Below are 20,966 nucleotides of genomic sequence, written 5' to 3' on the forward strand. Positions count from 1 at the left end.
CCCCGGCTCCCTGCTGGTTGGCACCGTCACGAGTCCTGCACACCGGACCGAAGGGACAGCTGCGATGGCCAGGGCACCGCGCGACATCGAACGCATCTACTCGACTCCCGAGGTGGTGGCCAAGCTGCGGCGCCTGGCCGACGCCCTCGAGCAGGACACCTCTTTCCGCATCCAGGTGGCAGGGGTGCGGATCCGCGTCCCCGTGCGCGCTCAGTTCTCGATCGAGCACGAGCTGGGCGACGACGAGGAGGAGATCGAGTTCCAGCTGAAGTGGACCGTCGACGCCGAGGAGGAGGACTCCGAGGAGGGCGAGCTCGTCTAGAGGCTGCGGGACAACGGAAAACCGCCCGCTGACCTGGGCACTGTCAACGGGCGGTTCCCGCTCCCATCGGCGTCTCGGGTCACCTACGGGAGCTGGTGGAATCATGGCTGAACGTCACGAAAGGCGCGACTCGCCCGATTTCGTGGTCTAGGGCACTAAAGCGGCTTTTCGGAATCGGTTGCGCGAGGTCGCCCGGCCGGTCAGGCAGAGACCACCGTGTCGTGGCAGTCGAAGATGGGGCCGGCGCTCTCGCCGGGGGCGAGCTCGTAGGCGCACAGGAGCGGGAACGGCAGCCGGCGGCGCAGGTCGTTCCAGCAGGCCTCGAGCTCGAGGGCGAGGTGGTCGTGGTCGCTGCGCCAGTAGAGGTCGACGATCTCGCCGAACACGCGGAAGCCGAGCCAGCGTCCGCTGACCCGCTCCACGGCTTCCCCGATGATCGACTCGAAGCGCTCCGGGTCGATGTGCTGGCGCTTCGGCAGGTGCGTGTGCAGCGCGTCGGCGTCGAGCGGGAGGTACTGGCCGGAGGCGTGGGCGGCCGCGGGGTCGATGCCGATCGCCATCAGGCCGTCCTCGAGGAGGTCGTGGTGCGCCGGGGTGGCGGCGACCAGCACCGCCTCACCGGCGGCAAGACCGTTGGCGACGTATGCGACCAGGTTCTCCGCCAAGTCGTCCTCGCAGTGCCAGAAGGCGACCGAGTGTCCGGCTGCGACGTCGGGATCGAGCACCCGAGTCGGCAGGGGGAGGGCGGGGAAGGTCGCGGTGAAGCGCGTCCCGCCGTCCTCGTCGTACTCGATGGTGCCGCTCATCGCCTCGCACAGCTGGCGCACGATCAGCAGGCCGAGCCCGCTGCCGCCCAGGCTGTGGGAGCTGCTGCCGTGCACGTAGGCGTCGAAGAGGGTGTCGACGAGGTCGTCCGGGACGCCCTCTCCGTCGTCGGTCACGGTGAGTACGACGTGCGCACCCTCGCGCACGGCCCGGACCTCGACGTGCGGTCCGCCGTAGCGCAGGGCGTTGGTGACCAGGTTGTCGAGGACCTGCGTGATCCGGGTGGGGTCGGCGACGACGAGAGCATCTGCCGCGACGTCGACGGTGATGCGGGACGAGCCGAGGACGGGCTGACGCTCCTCGATCAGGTCACGGCAGACCTCGGGCAGGGACACCCGCTGCAGGGACAGGTCGAGCTCGCCGCGCTCGGCCAGGTGTGCGGTGGAGAGGTCCCCCAACAGGCGGACGAGCATCTCGCTGCGGCGGTCCATCATCTCGGTCAGATGCGTGACCACGCCGGCTGGCAGGGTCTCCCGGTTGCGATGCAGCTGCGAGGCGGCCTCACGCAGCACGGTCGCCGTGTTCTGCATGTCGTGGATGAGCTGTGCCTCAACGTCTCTCACGACGTCCTCCCCCGTTGACCCAGTCCCCTGGTCGAGGGGTCAGTCTAGGCCAGATCGGCGCGTCGGGACCCTGCGGAATTCGTCGTCATCGCGAGCCGAGTCGGCGTAGTCCGGTGTCGAGGACGTACTCGCGGAAGAGCTCGGCCGAGGGGAGGAGCCGGCGGCTCCTCGACCACACCAGTCCGACCTCGCGGTGGGCGCCCTCGTCGCTCAGCCGGATCAACGGCTCGGCGTGCGAGCTCCGGGAGCGGCGCCCGGGCTCGGCGGCAGGGACGACGGCCACTCCGAGCCCTGCGCGGACGAAGCCGCGTACGACGGAGAGGTCGTCGCACTCGAAGGCCACCCGCGGTGTGAATCCAGCCGCGGCACAGATCTCGTCGGTCAGGGTGCGCAACACCCACGACGGGCGCACCATCACGAACTCTTCGTCGGCGAGGTCGGAGAGAGACACGCGGGTGCGTCCTGCGAGGTGATGGGTCGGGGGCACGACCAGGGCCAGTGGCTGGGTGAAGAGGTGCTCCCAGTGCACGTCCGGGTTGCCCGGGTGGCGGGCCGTGAACTCGAGATCGACCCGACCCCCTGCCACGAACGAGGAGCCGAGCGCGTCGTCGGACTGCCGGAGCCGGAACTGCACGCGCGGATGGGCATCGCGGAATCCCCTGATCAGGGTGGGCACGAACCAACCGCCGAGGGAGACCTGGAAGGCCACGTCCACGGTCCCGGTCTCCGGGTCGACCAGCTCGTTGACGGCGGCGTACCCGTCGTCGAGGGAGTGCAGCAGACCGTCGACGTGCTTCTTGAACTCGTTGCCCGCCCTCGTCGGACGCAGCACCCGCCCGCTGCGCTGCAGCAAGGGCGTACCCAGCTCCCGCTCGAGCCGGGCCAGGGCTCGCGACACCCCCGGCTGGCTCACCATCTCGAGGTCGGCGATCTCCGTGACCGTCATCCCGTCCGCCACCTGCTGGAACCAGCGCAGGGTTTCTGTCTCCATACCTATGACGCTATCGCATGGATCCGAGGCCTTGCAGTTATTGGACGTATGGGTTGCATCAGCGGAGACTAGAGCCATGAACACCAACACGCACTCGAGTTCCACCGCGTCGCTCTCGCGCCGCCTGCTCACGAGCGTGCGGGACGACCTTCGCGAGCGTCGTGAGGCGCGCGCCGTCCGGCGCCAGCTGCAGCGCGAGCTGGCCACCTTCAGCACTCGCGCCGAGGTCGACGACCTGATGGCCCTTCTCCACCACCAGGAGAGCGCCCAGGCCGACCAGGTACGCGGGATGCTCGTCCGCAACCTGCACCGCTCGGACAAGCTCGCTTCCTGACCCGCACCGAGGCCTTACCTGACCACCCTTTCGGGACTAGAGTCGGAGTTGTTGAAACTCTCACCAGTTTCTGAGCCGAAGGGTGGCCGGGCCGTGGCAGAACCCACCGAGGACGAGCAGGTCGCGCTCGAGGCGCGCCGGGCCGAGCTCCGGGAGAAGTACCTCAAGCCGCCGGCTGAGTGGAACACGCCCGGACGAGGCATCCACCACGCAGCCTTCATCTGCTCCGACGTGGAGGCGACGATCCGCTTCTACCAGGACCTGCTCGGGTTCCCCCTCGTCGAGCTGGTCGAGAACCGCGACTACCCGGGCTCCTCACACTTCTTCTTCGATCTCGGCAACCAGACCCTGCTGGGCTTCTTCGACTTTCCGGGCCTGGGTCTCGACCCCGGCGTCGAGTCGATCGGCAGCGTGCAGCACATCGCCATCTCCTCCCCGCGTGACCGCTGGGAGCAGGTCCGAGAGCGTCTCGACGCGGCCGGCGTGGAGTACGCCGGACCCGATCGCGGCATCGAGGAGTCGATGTACTTCAAGGACCCCGACGGCATCCAGATCGAGCTGCTGAGCGATCCGCTGATGTACTTCGGCGGCCGCCAGCTCGACGAGTAGGACACTCGGCGAGCCTTCCTGACTCATCACAGGAGAGGTGTGGGGCATGAGTGAGTGGAACGCCATGACGTTCGAGGGCAAGGACATCATCCTGCGGGTGGTGCGCGAACAGGCCGATGCGATGTTCGGGCTGATCGAGGATCCCGCGACCTGGGAGCAACCGACCGCCTGCGAGGGCTGGACGACGCGCGACGTGGTCGGTCACATCGTCGACACGACCGAGGGCTACTTCCGAGCGTTCGAAGCCGCACGCGGCGAGCGCGACGACGCACCGCCGCACGGGTTGACCGTGATGGCCGAGCTCGCCAACGAGGGCGCGACCTCCTTCCGGTCGCTGTCCCAGGAGGAGATGGTGCAGCGCCTGCACGAGGACTTCGAGAAGATGCAGGGCATCCTCCAGCCCCTCGGCGCCGAGGACTGGACCGGGATGATGGTGACCCACGCCTACATGGGTCCGGTCCCGGCGTTCTTCTTCGCGGCCGGCCAGCTGATGGACTACGGCGTGCACACGTGGGACCTGCGGGAGGGGCGCGGCCAGGTGCACGCGCTCAACGGCGACGTGGCCGACCTGCTGGTGCCGTTCATGTTCGCGCTGTGGCAGGGCACCTGCCGGGCCGAGACCGTGACCGAGCCGTTCGACATCGGCATCCGCGTCGGCGGGCGCAACGGCGGCGACTACAAGGTGTCGGTCAGCAACGAGGGCATGACCTACGGACCCGGCGAGATCGACGACCTGCCGGCGCTGATCGAGTTCGACGCCGCCAGCCTGGTGCTCCGGACCTACAACCGGATGAACTCGGGCACCGTCCGCGGAGACCACGCTCTGGCCGAGCGCTACCTGAACCTGTTCTTCGCGATCTGAGGCTCACTGCTCGGCGTCGTACTCCTCGGGCGTGCGCTCCCGGGGCAGGAGGTGCTTGGCCACGCGTGACGTCGGGGTGCGCGGCAACGCCTCCACCGTCTCCCAGAAGCGCGGGACCTTGAAGGCCGAGAGCCGCTCGGCGGTCCAGATGCACAGGGTGGGGAAGTCGACGGTCCCGCCAGGAGTGAGTACGACGAACGCCTTGACCTCCTCCTCGGTGAGCTCGGACGGTACGCCGACGACAGCCGCCTCGAGGACGTCCGGGTGCTCGAGGATCGCCTCCTCGACCTCGAGCGGGGAGAGGTTCTGGCCGCGGCGACGCAGCACCTCCTTCTTGCGGGCGACGAAGGTGTAGGTCTCGTCGCCGTTGGTCGTGACGAGGTCGCCGGTGTGCATCCACCCGTCGACCACGGCGGCCGCCGTCTCCTCGGGCATCTGCCAGTAACCCGGGGTGACCGTCGGGTTGCGCAGCAACAGCTCACCGGTCTCACCCGCGCCGAGCTCGGTGCCGTCCTCGTCGACCACGCGGGCCTCGTTGACGGTGCCGAGGGTGGGATGCTGCCGCACCGAGCCGAGGGTGCCGAACGGTCGAGTGCCGTGCCGCCAGATCAGGCCGTACGGCGACTCGGACATCGCATAGCCACAGACGACGCGCAGGCCGAACCTCGCCTCGAATGCCTCCTGCCACTCGCGCGCGGGGGAGGGGCCGGTGTAGCACAGACGCAGGTCGGTCTCGGCGTCGTCGGGGCGCTCGGGCTGGCGCATCAGGATCTCGAGCATGGCGCCGATCGCGTTGAACTCGGTCGCGCCGTGGCGCCGTGCCGAGTCGAGGAACCCGCTGGCCGAGAAGCGGGGCACCAGCACCAGCCCGGATCCGACGGCCAGCGACCCGAGCACGGAGTAGGCCGGTGCGTTGACGTGGAACAGCGGCAGCGTCGTCATCATCCGGTCCGCCGACGTGAGCTCCATCCACCACGGGAATCCGACGCCTGCCCAGGCATAGGCCCGCTGGGTCTGCATCACCAGCTTGGAACGTCCCGTCGTCCCGGACGTGGGGATCAGCACGACGACGTCGGAGGGATCGATCCCGTCCGCCACCGGCACCTCGACGACCTCCCGCTCGGTGCCCCAGTCGCCCAGCAGGTCCACGACGTCGAGCACCCGGGACCGGGTCGAGGCGGCTGCGGTGTCGACGACAGCGCGCAGCTCCGCGTCGGTCACGACGGCTCGGGGCTGCACCTGCGTCAGGAGACCGGCCAGCTCGTCGGGGGTGCCGGTGGGATCCGTGGGCACCGACACCGCGCCCAGGGAGGCCAGCGCGAGCCAGACGAGCACGTACGGCGGGGTGGTCCGGGCGGTGACCACGACGAGGTCGCCGCGGCGTACGCCGGCATCGGTGAGCCGCTCGGCCAGCCGACCCACGTGGGCAGCCGCACCGCCGAAGCTCAGCGTGCCTTCGTCGGTGCGGAGCCAGGTGCCGCGTGCGTCACGGGCGACGGCGGAGGACAGCAGTCCCGGGATGGTGTCGTTCGAGACCACGCTCCCAGTCTGCCGCACTCCGCCGCGACCGCGAGTGCTAGCGCAGCATCGGGGCTGACTTGTTGATGGCCGTGAACGCGCTCAGCTTGGTCGTCGAGTTCAGCGTCCAGTTCGTGGTGCTGTTCAGCTTGGTGTTGAAGTAGGAGAACGCGATGCCGCCGTAGGACACCATGTTGTTGTAGGTGTTCTTCATCCACGAGGGGTTCTTCGCAGCAGCAGCGTCGCTGTAGCCGGTCTCGGCGAGGCCCCACTTGACGCCCGTGGTCTTCGACCAGGCCTGGATCGGCACGTAGTAGTTGTTGACGAAGTCCTTCCACTCGGTCCGGCCCAGGTGGCCGTACTTCTCGTAGATGTCGAACCCGGCCACGTCGACCGTGGTCTTCGGCCAGATCGCACTCATGGCGTACTTCTTGTCGCCCTGGAACTCGTGGTAGCCCATCAGGATGATGCTGAAGCCGAGGTTGGGCGCGGCCGCACGCATGATCGGCGCGATGCGGGCCTGCATGGCCTTCCACTTCTGGATGTCACCGCCGTCGTTCTCCGGCTCGTGGTCGACCGCGACCCAGACCGGCCCGCCGGTCGCCTTCATCCTGGTGGCCAGGTCCTTGGCCCAGGCATCGCCCTTGCCGGCGGCCATGTCGGCCCACGAGTACGGCGCCTTGAAGCTCATCCAAGGCACTCGGTGCTTGGCGGCGTCCGCGGTGGCGCTCTTGACGGCAGACGCGACCGAACCGGAGCTCCAGTAGGTGCGGTGCACGCCGATGGCCTTGCCGATCGACTTCTCCCAGGGACTCACGTCGGCGTTGCCGCCGTACGCCCCGCCGACGTAGGCACCACAGCTCGGGAGGCCACGGGCGCTGACCGCGCAACCGTTGGTCATGGTGGCTGCGGCGGCGTTGGATGTGGCCGGTGGGCCGGTCACGGCCAGGAACAGGGCCATGCCGAGCGACATGATCAGGGCAAGGGACAAGGGTCTGCTGTGGGATGTACGCATGGTCTCGCTTCGGGGACGGGTACAGGACGGCCCGCACTCCGAGATTCGGTCCGACGACAATGAGCGTCTGATGACCTGCGTGGGCCTGATGAACCTAGCCCGAACGTGCTATGGCAATGCAAACAGGGTCGTGCCTGTGGACTTCTCCCAGCGCTTGCAGGTGCAAGCAACGCGGCCTCGTCCCCGATGATCCGGGGCGTCGCCGGGGGAGACGCAGCTGTTGACGCCGCAACCACCGGTGTGGCGGCCTCCATCGCACCGGGTCGACGGCCCGGTGGGCACCCCCGGGGTCCTTCGGGAGATGGCGATGTGGGGCGGTATGTCCCGGTCGCTTCGTCCCAGAACCTGCGGCGGCGCGCACCTATACGCGCTATGCCCGAATCGGCGGCGGTCGGTCCTGCGGGGCTGCCTCCCGGACCGCCCGGCCGGGCCGTTCCGACACGCCGACCGGGAGGTCCCGGGAGGAACCCGGCCCCGGTCGGGCGTGGGGACGAATGGTGCGAGTGCCTCGCTGGTCTACTTTGCGCAAGCACGAGGATGCGACAGGTGGTGCCGGTGGGGCTACCGCAGCCGTGGTGCCACGCGGTTCACGCGGGTGAAGGCACTCTGCTTGCTGGCCAGGCTCAGCTTCCAGTTCGCCGTGCTGTTCAGGTTGGTGTTGAAGTAGGACATCGCGATGCCCCCGTGGGCCCGCATGGCGCGGTAGACCCGGGGGATCCAGACCGGGTTCTTCTTGGCCGCAGCGTCGCTGTAGCCGGTCTCGGCCAGGCCCCATCGCACGTGCTTGGCCCTGGCCCAGCGCTGGATCGGGATGAAGTAGTTGGCGTTGAACATCTTCCAGGTCTTGCTGCCCTGCGCGCCGTAGGTCTCGTAGATGTCGAAGCCGGCGATGTCGATCTTGGTGTTCGGCCAGATCGCGCTCATCCGGTACTTCGCGGCGCCGTGGAACTCGTGGTAGCCCATCAAGATGATGCTGTAGGCCAGGTTGGGCGCGGCGGCGCGCATGATCGGCGCCAGCCTGGCCTGCATGGCCTTCCACTGCTGGATGTTGCCGTCGCCCTCCGGCTCGTGGTGGATCGCCACCCAGACCGGACCGCGCACGGCCCTCAGCCTGAGGGCGAGGTTGCGGGCCCAGGCGTTGCCCTTGCCGGCCGCCATGTCCTTCCACGAGTAGGGCGGCTTGAAGCTGATCCAGGGCACCCGGTTGTTGGCCGCGTCGATCTTGGCCACCCGCACGGCGGAGGCGACCTGGGAGGCGGCCCAGAAGGTGCGGTGGACGCCGATCTTCCGGCCCATCGAGCGCTCCCAGCCGCCGACGGCCGTGTTGCCGCCGTACGCCGCGCCGAAGTAGGCGCCACAGCTGGGGATGCCTCGAGGGCCGACGGCGCAACCGTTGGTCAGCCGCGCAGCCGCGGCACTGACCGTCGGGACAGGCCCGGAGAGGGCCACCAGGAGTGCCAGGCACAAGGAGATGAACAGGGTCAGGGACAGGGGTTTGTGTGGAGTACGCATGGGCTCGCTTCGGGGGAGAGGACGGGACCGCCCGCACTCCGAGAAACGGTCTGACGACTGTTCAGACGTCCCCCCCATGACCTGCGTGGGCCACAGGAAGATAGCCCGAACGGGCTATGGCCTGGCAACACTCAGGGTGCCTGTGGACTTCTCGCACCCAGGATCGTCGGGGCCTCACCGCCGTCGGACAGCGTGCTGCTGGCGCGCGTGGGCGGTCGGATGACGAGTACCGGATACCTCCTGATTTGCGGGGGTTTACCGGATCAAAATAGTGCCCAATAGTCCGAAATGCACGGGATTCCAAAATTGCCGACGGACTCCGCCAGAAGCCCCGCGGCCGCCGTTACCCGGACGAATCCGGGCAACTCGCAGGTGGTCTAACTCGTGGCTGCGTGCACAGCTGTGTCCCCAGCCGGCCCGGGGCCCGAGGTGCGCTCGAAGTGGCGCGCAGGCTCCGGCAACCGGGACACCACGACGCCGCACACCAGCAACAGCACCGCGAGCGCGCACAGGGACGGCACGAAGGAGCCGGACGACGTCCGCGTCACGGCCATCAGGTACACGACCACCACCGAGGTCTGGCCGGCGAGCTGGATCATGCCGTTGGAGGTGCCCTCGGGCACCGGTGCGGTGATCTCGGCGGAGTACTGCATGCCCACCGGCAGGGCGCTGGTCATGAAGAAGCCCAGCAGGAAGGCGGCTGCAGCCAGGGCCGCCCGCGAGTCGGCGAAGGTCAGCCACACCAGGGCGGGTGCGGAGAACGTGAAGGAGATCGCGATGAACGGCACCCGTCGCCTGCGCCAGTCGGAGATCGCCGACATCACCAGGGCACCGATGATGCCGCCGAGCAGGAGAAGTGCGCCCATGTTGCCGGCGTCGACGGAGGAGAACCCGCGTGGCTTGACGATCTCCTCCACCCAGGTGGAGATGCCGTTGAAGACACCCATCGCGACGAACGCGATCACCAGGAACACCACGAAGGGCCGCACGGCGAGGGCCTGGCGTACGCCGACGAGCACCGGCGTGGGTGCGGCCACGGGGTTGTCGTCGGGCGGGGTCGGTGGGCGGTCACGGGCGACCAGGACGAAGCCGATGCCGGCCACGAGGGCGGCCACGCCGTACACCAGCTGCACCGAGGAGATCGACATCGACTCCACCAGCGTCGGGGTGACGGCCATGCCGATGGCGACGCCGAACAGGTTGGCCAGGGTGATCAGGCTGACGGCAGTCGCTCGCTGGGACTGGGGGAACCACTGCGTGGAGATGGTCGTCCAGGCGTTGAGCAGGAACGGCTGTGCGATGGCTGCCCCGATGGTGGCCAGCAGTGCCAGCAGGTAGTGCGCTCCGACCAGGCCGCGGGCCACGCCCGAGACACCGGCGAGCAGTGCGCCCAGCCCGGCCGCGAAGCGGAAGCCGCGATGCACGATGAGCTGCGAGGCCACGAAGGAGAACGGGAGGTAGGCGAGCATGAACGAGATGGCCAGGGTGCCGATGGCCGCCGCGGAGACGCCGTAGTACTCCTGCGCCGTGCTGGAGACCGGGGCGTAGCTGATCCACAGCGTCTGGATGGTCAGGTTGACCGCCATGAAGGCAGCCAGGACCACCCATCGGTACGCGTACACCCGAGGCTGGTGCGGCGTCGTGCTCACGAGGATGATCGTAGGTCGCGCAGCACCCGATCGCTCGCCAGCTTGCCGGGAGAACCGATCACGCAACCGCCGGGATGGGTGCCCGAGCCGCACTGGTAGTAGCCGTCGATGGGGGTCCGGTACTGGCTCCAGCCCGGGGCGGGACGGAAGAAGTACATCTGCGGGGCGAGGAACTCGCCGGCGAAGATGTTGCCCTCGGTGAGGCCGGTGACCCGCTCGATGTCGACGGGCGTGACCACCTCGCGGTGCAGGACCAGGTCGCCGAAGCCGGGGAAGTGCGACTCCAGCACCGCCTGGGCCTTGTCGCCGAAGTTCTCCCGCTCGGTCTCCCAGTCCCCGCCCTTGAGCTCGTACGGCGCGTACTGGACGAAGCACGACATCACGTGCTTCCCGGGTGGTGCCATGTCGGGGTCGACCACCGACTGGATGGCCGCGTCGATGAAGGGCCGCTCGCTGTACCAGCCGTACTTCGCGGCGTCGAAGGCGCGCTCGACGTACTCGATCGTCGGGCCGATGTTGAGGAACCCGCCGTACTGCGCGTCGCTGTCGGGCAGCGCCGGGAACACCGGCAGCCCGTCGAGGGCGAAGTTGACCTTGGCCGAGACCCCCCGGAACTTCATCCGCTCGATGTTCTCGACGAGGTCGGCCGGGAGCTCCCGAGGCTCGACGAGTTCGAGGAAGGTACGACGGGGATCGAGCGCCGACACGACCACGTCGGCCCGGAACTCGGTGCCGTCCTCGAGGGCGACGCCGACGGCCCGACCATTCGAGGTGATCACGGAGTCGACCCGTGAGCCGAGCCGGATCTCGGCGCCGAACGCCTCGGCCGCCCGGGCCAGCACCTGGGTGAAGCCGCCATTGCCTCCCTTGTGGAACGCCCACGAACCGAGGTGCCCGTCGTGCTCGCCCATCTTGTGGAAGAGCAGCACCAGCCCCGAGCCGGGAGACATCGGGCCGACCTTGGAGCCGATGATGCTCGAGGAGGCGTGGAAGCCCTTGACCGCCTCGTGCTCGAAGTAGTCCTCGAGCCAGTCCGACGCACTGCCGGTGAGCAGCCGCACCACGTCGTGCATCACCTTCTGCTCGACGCCGCCGAGGTGGTCGAGCAGCCAGGCGACTTCGGCCTGGTCCTCGGGGTCCCGTTCTGACTTCGGGCCGAACACGTTCGGCGGCGCGTGGTCGAACAGCGGCCGGATCGCCTGCACCACCCGGTCGAGGTCGTGGTGGTAGCGGTCGTAGGCGTCGGCGTCGTGCCGCGAGTGACGCCGGATCTCCTGGAGGTTCTGGGCGTGGTCGTCGCCGAGGAGCAGGTAGTCGCCGTCTCCGGTCGGGTGGAACGACGACGGCATCATCAGCGGCATGAAGCCGTGCTCGACGAGGTCGAGCTCCTGGATGATGTCCGGGCGCAGCAGGCTCAGGGCGTACGAGAACGTCGTGAAGGAGAAGCCGGGCAGCAGCTCCTCGGTGATGGCGGCGCCACCCACGAGGTCGCGCTGCTCCAGCACGAGGGTGCGCAGACCTGCCTTGGCGAGGTAGCCCGCGTTGACCAGGCCGTTGTGGCCACCGCCGACCACGATGGCGTCGTAGGCATGGCTCGACGTGTCGGGGCTCATGGCTTCGCCGCCTTCCGCGGTGGGTTGAACAGGGGAAGCCGCGCCGTACGGGCCAGCACGGTCGTGTTCGAGTGGTTGATGGCCAGCTCCATGTGCACCTCGGAGCCGGGGGAGGCGACGTCCGGGCGCACGCGCGCCAAGCCGATGTGCTTCTGCAGCACCGGGGAGTACATGAAGCTGGTGACGTAGCCGACCTGTGACCCTCCCGCGGTCGTCGGCCGGTCGTGCAGCACGGACTCGTAGGGCAGCGGGTGCTCGTCCTTGGGTGGCAGCAGTCCGGCGTCGCGGTGCAGCATGTCCCACGCCCTCCAGTCCACGACGATCCCGACCGAGGCCCATCGAGAGGACTTCGTGGCGAGCTCGCGCCGGATGGCGGCACCGCCGACGAACGCGCGGTCGCCGTCGGCCACACCACGGAGCATCCAGCCCATGCCGAGCTCGGTCGGCGTGACTCGTTCGTGGTCGGTGAATGCGGTCCGGCTGTTGTGCCACTCGACGTCGACGAGCGGGAGGCCGGCCTCGATGCGCAGCATCATCAGCGCCTCCTCCCCGAAGGGGCGTACGCCGTGGCCACGACCCGCGTCGAGGATCGCGTCGAGCACGCCGACCGCCTGGTCGGCCTCCACGGTGACCTCGAACCCGAGGTCACCGGTGTAGCCGGTGCGGGACAGGGTCACCGGGGAGGAGCCGAGCTTGGTGTCCGCGAGCCCGAAGAACGGTAGCGAACCGGCCTCGGGCATCAGCATCGCGAGCACGGTCCGGGACCGGGGTCCCTGGACGGCGAGGATCCCGTAGCTCTCCGAGACGTCCTCGATCTCGACGCGCAGACGTCCGCGCAGGTCGCTGAACCAGCCGAGGTTGGGACGGGCAGCGGTCAGCAGGAAGTCGGTGTCGGAGTGCCGGAACACGACGCCGTCCTCCATCACGAATCCGCGGTCGTCGCACCACAGCGTGTACTGCGCGTTGCCGGGCCGGCACAGTCGGACGTCGCGGACCAGCACCCCGGCGAGGAACTGCTCGGCGTCGGGACCCTGGATCCGGTACTTGTACAGCGGCGAGGTGTCGAAGACGCCGACGGCGTTGCGGACCGCGAAGTACTCGTGCTTGGGGGCGTCGGTGTAGCGCAGCGCCGACAGGTAGCCCTGCCACTGCGTGTAGAGACCCTGGGTGTTGAGCTCACCCAGCCGCGGGTGGAACGGCGTCGTCCTGATCATGGTGGTCAGACGTTATCTGTTACTGACTCGCGCGTCAGTAGCGACGCCGAGGGAGTCGAGCAGCCAGGCGTAGACCTCGGCCTCGTAGTCGAGCCGGGCGTACCGACCGGAGGGGCCGGCATGGGCGCCGGCGCCGGTCTCGGCCCGGAACAGGCAGCGGGGTGACCACTCCGGGTCGGAATCCCGGAGGGCGGCCGTCCACTTCGCCGGCTCGTGGACCATCACCCGGGCGTCGTGCAGGGCCCCGGTGACGAGCAGGTCCGGTCGGGAACCCGCCGGCGGCAGGTGGTCGTACGGCGACCAGGCCAGCATCCAGTCGAAGTCGGCCCTGCGCCGCGGGTCGCCCCACTCGTCCCACTCGTTGACCGTGAGGGGGATGGACGGGTCGAGCATGGTGGTGACGGCGTCCACGAACGGCACCTCGGCGACGACGGCCCGCCAGCGCTCCGGCCGCTGGCTGAGCACCGCTCCCTGCAGCAGCCCACCGGCACTGAGCCCGCGGGTGCCGATGCGGCTGCCGTCGACCAGTCCCGCCTCGGCCAGCCCGTCCGCGACGGCGATGTGGTCGGTGAAGGTGTTCTGCTTGTGCTCGAGGTGACCGTCGATCCACCACCGCCGACCGCCCTCACCACCGCCGCGGATGTGGGCGTGCACGAAGACGACGCCGGCGTCGAGCAGGCTCGGCAGTGCCGGGTCCCAGGCCGGGTCGTCGGTGGACTCGTAGGCGCCGTAGCCGTACATCAGGACCGGTGCGGTGCCGTCGAGCGGCGTGTCCCGGTGTCGTACGACGGTCGCCGGCACCTGGGTCCCGTCGGGGGAGGGGAACGTCCTGGTCTCGCTGACGTACCGATCCGGGTCGTGTCCGGGTGCTTCCTGGTGGTGTCGCTCCGTGCGCGTGCCGGTCGCGAAGTCGACCTCCGACCACACCGGCGGGTGCACGTAGGACTCGTCGACGACGGTCACGCCGCTCGCCGTGAAGTCCTCGTTGTGGGTCTGGTCGACGGTCCCGCTCTCGAAGAGGGGGTCGACGACGAACCCGGCGGAGTCCAGCGCGTCCACCGGCAGCACCCGCAACCGGTGCCGGACGTCGGCGCGGAAGCTCAGCACCACGTGGGTGGCGAAGGCGTCGACCCGCTCCAGCCGCTCGCCCGGGTCCTCCGGCCGCACCGGCTGCCACGTCGTGTGGTCCTGGTCGGCATCGCGGGGGACCGGGCAGCGCGCCAGGCGGAACTCCTGGGCACCGTCGTTGGTGACGAGCAGGAGGGTCTCGGTGCCGTCGGGCAGGACGACGTGCTCGGCGTGGTACTCGATGCCCGGGCGTCGCCCCCCGACGGAGCGCGGCGTCGCGGTCGGGTCGTGGGCGTCGAGGACCCACACCTCCCGGGTGTCACGGCTCTGCGTCCAGAACACGACGAGTCCGCCACTGCGGGTGCCGCGCACCTCGAGCTCGAAACGCTCGTCCGGCTCGTCGAGCACCAGCACGTCCATGTCGTACGACGACCCGATGGCATGCCGCCACACCTGGAAGGGCCGGTAGGCCTCGTCGTGCACCGTGTAGAAGAAGTACGCCGAGTCGGCGCTCCACGCTCCGCTGTAGTAGGACCGCGGCACCACGTCGGCCAGGTCCTCGCCCGAGTCCAGATCGCGGAACCGCAGCTCGTAGACCTCGTCGCCGGTCCGGTCGACCGAGTAGGCGAGCAGTCGTTCGTCGGGGCTGACCATGGTCAGCCCGAGCTCGAGGTAGCCCGAGTCGTCGGCCAGCAGGTTGGCATCGAGCAGCAGCTCGCCCTGACCCGGGCCTCCTGGAGTGGACTGCCCCGGAAGGTCGAAATCACGCAACAGTTGCGTGTACTCCCTTCCCGCCGGGAGGAGCGTGTAGTAGTAACGAGTCTGATGTCGCCAACTGACTGACAAGTCAGTAGCCGGCACCCGGTTCTTCATCTCGGATCGCAGTCCGTCTACGAGGGGGCTCAGATGTCCGGTGGCAGATTCGTACCAGCGACGTTCCGCCGCGAGGTACTCCAGAAGCTCGGGCGACTCGTGGTCGCGCATCCAGCTGTAGGGGTCGGCTCGCGCGACTCCGTGCTCCCGGTGCACGTGCGGCACCTGTCTCGCCAGCGGAGGGGACGTCACAGCGGGCACCGTACTCTCACCCGCCTCGTCGTGGCACTGGGTCTGATCGCCGGGTTCTTCGTGCTGACTCCTGCCCCGTCGGCGACGGCCGCCGACGACGACACCTTCACCGTGGCGCTGACCGACGAGGTCGACTCCCTGAACCCGTTCCTCGGAGTGCTGGCGAACTCCTACGAGATGTGGGCGATGACCTACAACTTCATGGTCGGCTACTCGATGAAGGACATGTCACCGCAGCCGGAGCTGGCCACGAAGTGGGAGACGTCCCCTGACGGGAAGACCTGGACCTTCCACATCCGCGACGACGTGAAGTGGACTGACGGGCAACAGCTCACGGCGGCCGACATCGCCTACACCTACAACCGGGTGCTGCACGGCACCGTCGAGGCGAACAACTGGTCGAGCTACCTCAACAACGTCACCAGCGTCACCGCGCCCGACGCCGGCACGGTGGTGCTCAAGCTGTCCAGGGCCAATGCCGTGCTCCCGTTGCTGCCGATCCCGATCGTGCCCGAGCACATCTGGAAGAACGTCAGCGAGAAGGCGATGAAGAGCTTCGGCAACGCGCCGACGCCGGGCCACCCGATCGTCGGGTCGGGTCCGTACATCCTCGAGGAGGGCAAGACCGGCGGCTCGACGTTCAAGTTCGTGGCCAACAAGAACTACTGGGACGGCGCACCGCACGTCGAGCACGTCGACTTCCGGGTCTTCAAGAGCACCGACCCCGCCGTGCAGGCGCTGATCAAGGGCGAGGCCGACTTCGTCGACGACATCACCGCGCTGCAGGTGCGAGCCCTCAAGGGCAAGGACGGGATCACCGCGGGCAACAACATCTCCCCGTTGTTCGAGGAGATCGGGTTCAACACCGGAGCGGTCGACACCAAGACGAACAAGCCGATCGGCGACGCCAACCCTGCGGTGCTGGACCCGAAGTTCCGGCATGCGCTCGGGTACGCCGTCGACCTCGACCGCATCGTGAAGAGCGCGTTCCAGGGGGCTGCCACGCCCGGCTCGACGGTCGTCCCGTCGCCGTACACGACCTGGCACTGGAACCCGCCGGACGACGAGAAGTTCAGCTTCGACCTCGACAAGGCCGGCCAGCTACTCGACGAGGCGGGCTACAAGAAGGGCAGCGACGGCAAGCGCACCCTGCCCAACGGCAAGCCGATCGCACCGCTGCGCCTCTTCTCCCGCAGCGACTCGGAGTTCTCGACCAACATCATGAACTTCCTCAAGGAGTGGCTGGCCGACCTCGGGATCGACTCGAAGGTGACCGCCATGGACAGCGGCAAGCTCGGTGACGTGATCCTCTCCGGGGAGTTCGACCTGTTCCAGTGGGACTGGTACGTCGAGCCCGACCCGGACGGGATCCTGGCCGACTTCACCTGTGACCAGCGCGGCGGGCTGTCGGACTCGTGGTACTGCGACAAGGACTACGACGCGATGTACAAGCAGCAGAACGGCGAGATGGACAAGGCGAAGCGGATCGAGATCGTCAAGGCCATGCAGCAGAAGCTCTACGAGGACTCGCCGTACATCGTGGTGGCAGAGACCACCCAGGGGCAGGCCGTGCGCACCGACCGGTTCGCCTGCTTCCAGCCGCAGCCCGACCCCGGCGGAGTCTGGCTGATCCAGTACGGCGGACACAACTACAACCAGTTCCGCCCGACCTCCCAGGCCGGCGACTGCGACGGGGTGGCCTCGGCGCTCGGCGCGAGCTCGTCATCGAGCACGAAGTCCTCCGACGACGGCGGCGGCAGCAACGCGGCCGCGTGGATCGCCGGCGGCGTCGTCGTCATCGCCCTCGTGGGTGGCGGAGTGCTGCTGCTGCGTCGTCGGAGCACTGCGGCCGAGCGGGAGTGACGCCGCACCGATGACCGCCGTCGTCACGAACGCGCCGGCACCGCCGGTCGCCCGCCGTCGCACCTACCTGAGCTACGTCGGGTCCAAGGTGCTGGGCGCGTTCGGCAGCCTGTGCTTCGTCCTGGTGCTCAACTTCTTCCTGTTCCGCGTGCTGCCGGGAGACCCGGCCCGCACCCTCGGGCGCGGACGGTTCCGCACCGAGGCGCAGCTCGAGGCCTTCCGGCACACCTACGGCCTCGACCAGTCCCTGCCGCACCAGTTCGTCACCTACGTCGGCAACACCCTGACCGGACACCTGGGGGTGTCGCTCCGCTACCGGGTGCCGGTCAGCGAGCTGATCTCCGAACGCCTGGGCACCACCCTGCTGCTCGTGGGCAGCTCGACGATCCTGGCGATGGTCATCGGGGTCTACATCGGGATGATCGGCGCCTGGAACCGGGGTGGTCCGTTCGACCGGTTCTCGACCGGCTCGACGCTGACGCTCTACTCCATGCCGGAGTGGTGGCTGGGCCTGATCCTGATCGCCGTCTTCGCGGTCGGCATCGGGCCGTTCCCGGGGCTCTTCCCGACCGGTGGGTTGCACTCCCTCGACGTCGATCCCAACAGCCTCCAGGGCTGGATCGACACTGCCTGGCACCTGACCCTGCCGGTGCTCACGCTGACGCTGGCGTTCCTCGCGGAGTACTCCCTGGTGATGCGCTCCTCGCTGCTCGACGAGCTGGGGGAGGACTACCTGACCACGGCGCGCGCCAAGGGCTTGCGTGACGTCGACGTGCGCCGCCGGCACGCCGCTCGCAATGCCCTGCTCCCCACCACCACCCTCTCCGCGATCAGCCTCGGGTACGTCGTCTCGGGGGCCATCACCATCGAGACGGTGTTCTCCATACCGGGGCTGGGACTGCTCGCGCAGGAGGCACTCAGCATCCCGGACTACTGGGTGCTCCAGGGGACCTTCCTGGTGGCGGCGGCCGGAGTGATCCTGGCCAACCTGATCGCCAACCTGCTCTACGGCGTCCTCGACCCACGGGTGCGCTCGTGAGCACCGCGAACCCGGCCCGGACCTCGGCCCAGCTCCTCCGTGCGCGACGGATGGCGGCGCTGAAGGCCAACTGGAAGCTGTTCCGGGCCAGTCGCTGGGGAGTCATCGGCCTCGTCGTGCTGGTGCTCTTCATCCTGGTCGCCGTGTTCGCGCCGCTGCTGGCCGACCCCGAAGGGCTCCAGGTCACCAAGGCGACCGGCGGCATCCTCGAGCCCCCTTCGAAGGAGTACTGGCTGGGCACCGACGAGAACGGGCGCTCGATCCTCACCCTGCTCATCTGGGGCTCGCGCATCTCGCTGTTCGTCGGACTGTGCGCGACCGTCATCTCGATGGTGATCGGCACCCTGGTCGGGCTGATGTCCGGGTTCTTCGAGGGGTGGCCGGCGGCGATCCTGTTCCGGATCACCGAGTGGTTCCTGGTGATCCCGTACCTCCCTCTCGCCCTGATCCTCGCCACCGTGATGGGGCGGTCCCTGTTCACCATCTCCTTCGTGATCGGGCTGACCAGCTGGCCGGCGACGGCGCTGCTGATCCGCGCCCAGGTGCTGTCGATCAAGGAGCGCCCCTACCTCGAGCGCGCCCGCGTGCTGGGCGCTGGGCGTTGGCGACAGATGAGCCGGCACGTGCTGCCCAACGTGACCCCGATGATCTTCGCGAACACGACGCTGACCGTCGCCGGCGCGATCCTGCTCGAGACCACGCTCAGCTTCCTCGGCCTCGGCGACCCGACTCGCATCTCCTGGGGCTCGATGCTCGAGTCCGCCTTCGCCGTGGGTGCCATGACGACCGGCGCCTGGTGGTACATCGTGCCGCCCGGCGTCTGCGTGGTGATCGTGGTGCTGGCCTTCACCCTGGTCGGTCAGGCGCTCGAAGAGGTCTTCAACCCCCGGCTGCGTGGCTCGCGATGACCGAGCTGCTCGCGCTGCGCGACGTGTCGGTGTCCTACGGCACCCTCGACGGCCCGTTGCCCGCCGTACGCGGGGTCGACGTGGTGGTGCATGCCGGCGAGGTCGTCGGCGTTGCGGGGGAGTCGGGGTGCGGCAAGTCCACCCTCGCCAGCACCGTGCTCAGGTTGCAGCCGAAGAGCGCGACCGTCTCCGGCACGGTCGAGGTGCTCGGTGCCGACGTGCTCACGATGGGGTGGGGCGACCTGCGCGCGCTGCGCTGGGCCGGGGCCTCGATCGTCTTCCAGGGAGCCCTGCACTCCCTCAACCCGGTGCATCGCGTCGAGCGGCAGATCGACGAGGCGATCCGCGTGCACGAGTCGGGCGTGAGCGACGACGCGATCGAGGAGCGGGTCGGCGCGCTGCTGGAACAGGTTGGCCTGCCGCCGGCGCGGATGCGGGCCTACCCCCACCAGCTCTCCGGTGGCCAGCGCCAGCGGGTGATGATCGCGATGGCCCTGGCCTGCCGGCCGTCGTTGATCATCGCCGACGAGCCGACCACCGCCCTCGACGTCATGGTGCAGGCCCAGATCCTCGACCTGCTCTCCGGACTCGTGAAGGACCTGGGGGTCGGGATGATGATCATCAGCCACGACCTCTCGGTGCTGGCGGACGTGTGCGACCGCGTGCTGGTGATGTACGCCGGACGGATCGTGGAGTCGGGCAGTGCCCAGCAGGTCTTCAGCGACCCGCAGCATCCCTACACGCGTGCACTCTCCGGCGCCTTCCCGCGCATCGGCGACCCGGCCGCCCGCTACGCACCGACCGGTCTGGCCGGCGACCCGCCCGACCCGCGAGAGCTGCCGACCGGCTGCTCGTTCGCGCCACGCTGCCCACGCGTGGTCGACCGGTGCCGCGAGGCAGAGCCCCCGTTGCTCCAGCTCGAGGGCGAGCGCGCCGCGGCCTGCATCCGCGTGGGGGAGCCGTGAGCGTCGCCGGCACGGCCACGGAGGAGCAGCCGCTCATCGAGGCCCGTGGCGTGCAGGTCGACTTCGCCACCCGTTCCGGTTCGGTGGCGCGCGCCCTCGACGGCGCCGACCTGTCCGTACGCCGGGGCGAGATCGTGGCCCTGGTCGGTGAGTCCGGCTCCGGCAAGACCACCCTGGCCCGCTCGTTGATGGGACTGCAGCGACCGAGCAGCGGTGAGGTGTTCTTCGACGGCGCCCCGCTCGACTACTCGATCCGGGGGCTGCGCCGGTTCCGCAACCAGGTGCAGATGGTGCTCCAGGACGCGGCCGGGTCGCTGAACCCGCGGCAGACCGTCTACGAGTCGGTGGCCGAGGGCATCCGGCTGCACGGCAAGGTGGCCGAGGATCCCCAGGGGCGCACCGAGGTCGACCTCGTCTCCGCCGCCCTGTCCGACGCCGGGCTGCGGCCACCCGACCGGTTGTTCCTGCGCTACCCGCACGAGCTGTCCGGTGGCCAGAAGCAACGGGTGCTGATCGCCGGGGCGCTGGCGCTGCGGCCGCAGATGTTGATCGCCGACGAGCCGGTCTCCTCGCTCGACGCCTCCATCCGCGGCGAGATCCTGGCCCTGCTGCTCGGCCTGCGTGAAGAGCTCGGTCTCGGCATCGTGGTGGTCACCCACGACCTCGGGCTGGCGTGGAACATCGCCGACCGGATCGCCGTGATGTACCTCGGCCGGGTGGTCGAGTCCGGCACCACCGAAGAGGTCCTGGGGTCGCCGCGACACCCGTACACGAAGGCACTCCTGTCCGTCGTACCCGAGATCGAGCACATCGAGCCGATCGTGCTGACCGGCGAGATCCCCGACCCGACCCGCATCCCGGGTGGGTGCCGCTTCCACCCACGCTGCCCGGCCCTGGCCGACGGCAGCGCTGCCGCGGCCGGTGTCGACGAGCAGTGCCGGACCGAGCCGCTGGCCCCGCTGCCGGCGACCGGCGTGCACCGGGTCGCCTGCCACCTCGACACGGTGCTGAACATCGTGTCCTAGTGCGTC

Annotated in this window: 18 protein-coding genes; 9 read left to right on the forward strand and 9 right to left on the reverse strand. The window is 69.0% G+C overall.

The window, feature by feature from the left end; genetic code table 11:
* Nucleotides 1-64 precede the first annotated feature (64 nt).
* Nucleotides 65-322 (forward strand): amphi-Trp domain-containing protein, encoded by a 258-nt coding sequence (locus H976_RS0110280; RefSeq protein WP_027861468.1) that lies wholly within the window; start codon nucleotides 65-67, stop codon nucleotides 320-322.
* A gap of 200 nt (nucleotides 323-522) precedes the next feature.
* Here the strand turns inward: H976_RS0110280 and H976_RS0110285 are convergent, their stop codons facing one another.
* Nucleotides 523-1,710 (reverse strand): ATP-binding protein, encoded by a 1,188-nt coding sequence (locus tag H976_RS0110285; protein ID WP_155918144.1) that lies wholly within the window; start codon nucleotides 1,708-1,710, stop codon nucleotides 523-525.
* Nucleotides 1,711-1,795: 85 nt separating this feature from the next.
* Entirely contained in the window at nucleotides 1,796-2,701 is a 906-nt protein-coding gene (locus H976_RS0110290) for a LysR family transcriptional regulator (protein WP_027861470.1), read from the reverse strand.
* A gap of 76 nt (nucleotides 2,702-2,777) precedes the next feature.
* On the opposite strand from H976_RS0110290, the gene H976_RS0110295 reads away from it, so the two are divergent.
* The 3 genes from H976_RS0110295 to H976_RS0110305 all read left to right on the forward strand — a co-directional run bounded on the left by H976_RS0110295 (nucleotide 2,778) and on the right by H976_RS0110305 (nucleotide 4,506).
* Complete coding sequence (locus tag H976_RS0110295) at nucleotides 2,778-3,035, forward strand: hypothetical protein (protein ID WP_027861471.1); 258 nt, start codon at nucleotides 2,778-2,780, stop codon at nucleotides 3,033-3,035.
* 93 nt (nucleotides 3,036-3,128) lie between these two features.
* Entirely contained in the window at nucleotides 3,129-3,644 is a 516-nt protein-coding gene (locus tag H976_RS0110300) for a VOC family protein (protein WP_027861472.1), read from the forward strand.
* A 46-nt stretch (nucleotides 3,645-3,690) separates the two neighbouring features.
* Complete coding sequence (locus H976_RS0110305) at nucleotides 3,691-4,506, forward strand: maleylpyruvate isomerase family mycothiol-dependent enzyme (RefSeq protein WP_036225760.1); 816 nt, start codon at nucleotides 3,691-3,693, stop codon at nucleotides 4,504-4,506.
* Nucleotides 4,507-4,509: 3 nt separating this feature from the next.
* On the opposite strand, the gene H976_RS25665 is transcribed toward H976_RS0110305, so the two are convergent.
* From H976_RS25665 to H976_RS0110340, 7 genes are all read right to left on the reverse strand, one after another.
* Nucleotides 4,510-6,045: an AMP-binding protein gene (locus H976_RS25665; protein WP_051276641.1), complete on the reverse strand. Its 1,536-nt coding sequence runs from the start codon at nucleotides 6,043-6,045 to the stop codon at nucleotides 4,510-4,512.
* A 37-nt stretch (nucleotides 6,046-6,082) separates the two neighbouring features.
* Nucleotides 6,083-7,015 (reverse strand): hypothetical protein, encoded by a 933-nt coding sequence (locus H976_RS0110315; protein WP_155918148.1) that lies wholly within the window; start codon nucleotides 7,013-7,015, stop codon nucleotides 6,083-6,085.
* Between the two features lie 585 nt (nucleotides 7,016-7,600).
* Entirely contained in the window at nucleotides 7,601-8,551 is a 951-nt protein-coding gene (locus H976_RS0110320; protein WP_027861475.1) for a hypothetical protein, read from the reverse strand.
* 377 nt (nucleotides 8,552-8,928) lie between these two features.
* Nucleotides 8,929-10,200 carry an MFS transporter gene (locus tag H976_RS25670; protein ID WP_155918150.1) on the reverse strand — a complete coding sequence of 424 codons (1,272 nt, stop codon included), beginning with the start codon at nucleotides 10,198-10,200 and terminating at the stop codon, nucleotides 8,929-8,931.
* Nucleotides 10,197-11,813, reverse strand: a complete 1,617-nt coding sequence (locus H976_RS0110330) for an NAD(P)/FAD-dependent oxidoreductase (RefSeq protein ID WP_027861476.1) — start codon at nucleotides 11,811-11,813, stop codon at nucleotides 10,197-10,199. The genes H976_RS25670 and H976_RS0110330 overlap by 4 nt, the downstream gene beginning before the upstream one ends.
* Nucleotides 11,810-13,027 (reverse strand): aminomethyltransferase family protein, encoded by a 1,218-nt coding sequence (locus tag H976_RS25675; RefSeq protein ID WP_051276645.1) that lies wholly within the window; start codon nucleotides 13,025-13,027, stop codon nucleotides 11,810-11,812. Before H976_RS25675 ends, H976_RS0110330 begins: the two co-directional genes overlap by 4 nt.
* 12 nt (nucleotides 13,028-13,039) lie before the next feature.
* Nucleotides 13,040-15,169 carry a S9 family peptidase gene (locus tag H976_RS0110340; protein WP_027861477.1) on the reverse strand — a complete coding sequence of 710 codons (2,130 nt, stop codon included), beginning with the start codon at nucleotides 15,167-15,169 and terminating at the stop codon, nucleotides 13,040-13,042.
* Nucleotides 15,170-15,190: 21 nt separating this feature from the next.
* Here H976_RS0110340 and H976_RS0110345 point away from each other — a divergent pair, with 21 nt between their 5' ends.
* The 5 genes from H976_RS0110345 to H976_RS0110365 are packed head-to-tail and all read left to right on the forward strand — an operon-like array spanning nucleotide 15,191 to nucleotide 20,960.
* Nucleotides 15,191-17,023 carry an ABC transporter substrate-binding protein gene (locus H976_RS0110345; protein WP_027861478.1) on the forward strand — a complete coding sequence of 611 codons (1,833 nt, stop codon included), beginning with the start codon at nucleotides 15,191-15,193 and terminating at the stop codon, nucleotides 17,021-17,023.
* 10 nt (nucleotides 17,024-17,033) lie between these two features.
* Complete coding sequence (locus H976_RS0110350; RefSeq protein ID WP_027861479.1) at nucleotides 17,034-18,062, forward strand: ABC transporter permease; 1,029 nt, start codon at nucleotides 17,034-17,036, stop codon at nucleotides 18,060-18,062.
* Nucleotides 18,059-18,970 (forward strand): ABC transporter permease, encoded by a 912-nt coding sequence (locus H976_RS0110355; protein WP_027861480.1) that lies wholly within the window; start codon nucleotides 18,059-18,061, stop codon nucleotides 18,968-18,970. The genes H976_RS0110350 and H976_RS0110355 overlap by 4 nt, the downstream gene beginning before the upstream one ends.
* Nucleotides 18,967-19,935, forward strand: a complete 969-nt coding sequence (locus H976_RS0110360) for an ABC transporter ATP-binding protein (RefSeq protein ID WP_027861481.1) — start codon at nucleotides 18,967-18,969, stop codon at nucleotides 19,933-19,935. The genes H976_RS0110355 and H976_RS0110360 overlap by 4 nt, the downstream gene beginning before the upstream one ends.
* On the forward strand, nucleotides 19,932-20,960 hold the full coding sequence (locus tag H976_RS0110365) for an ABC transporter ATP-binding protein (protein ID WP_051276648.1): 1,029 nt from the start codon (nucleotides 19,932-19,934) through the stop codon (nucleotides 20,958-20,960). Before H976_RS0110360 ends, H976_RS0110365 begins: the two co-directional genes overlap by 4 nt.
* The last annotated feature ends 6 nt before the right edge of the window (nucleotides 20,961-20,966 follow it).

The sequence above is a fragment of the Marmoricola sp. URHB0036 genome, assembly GCF_000426045.1.
GTDB lineage: Bacteria > Actinomycetota > Actinomycetes > Propionibacteriales > Nocardioidaceae > Marmoricola.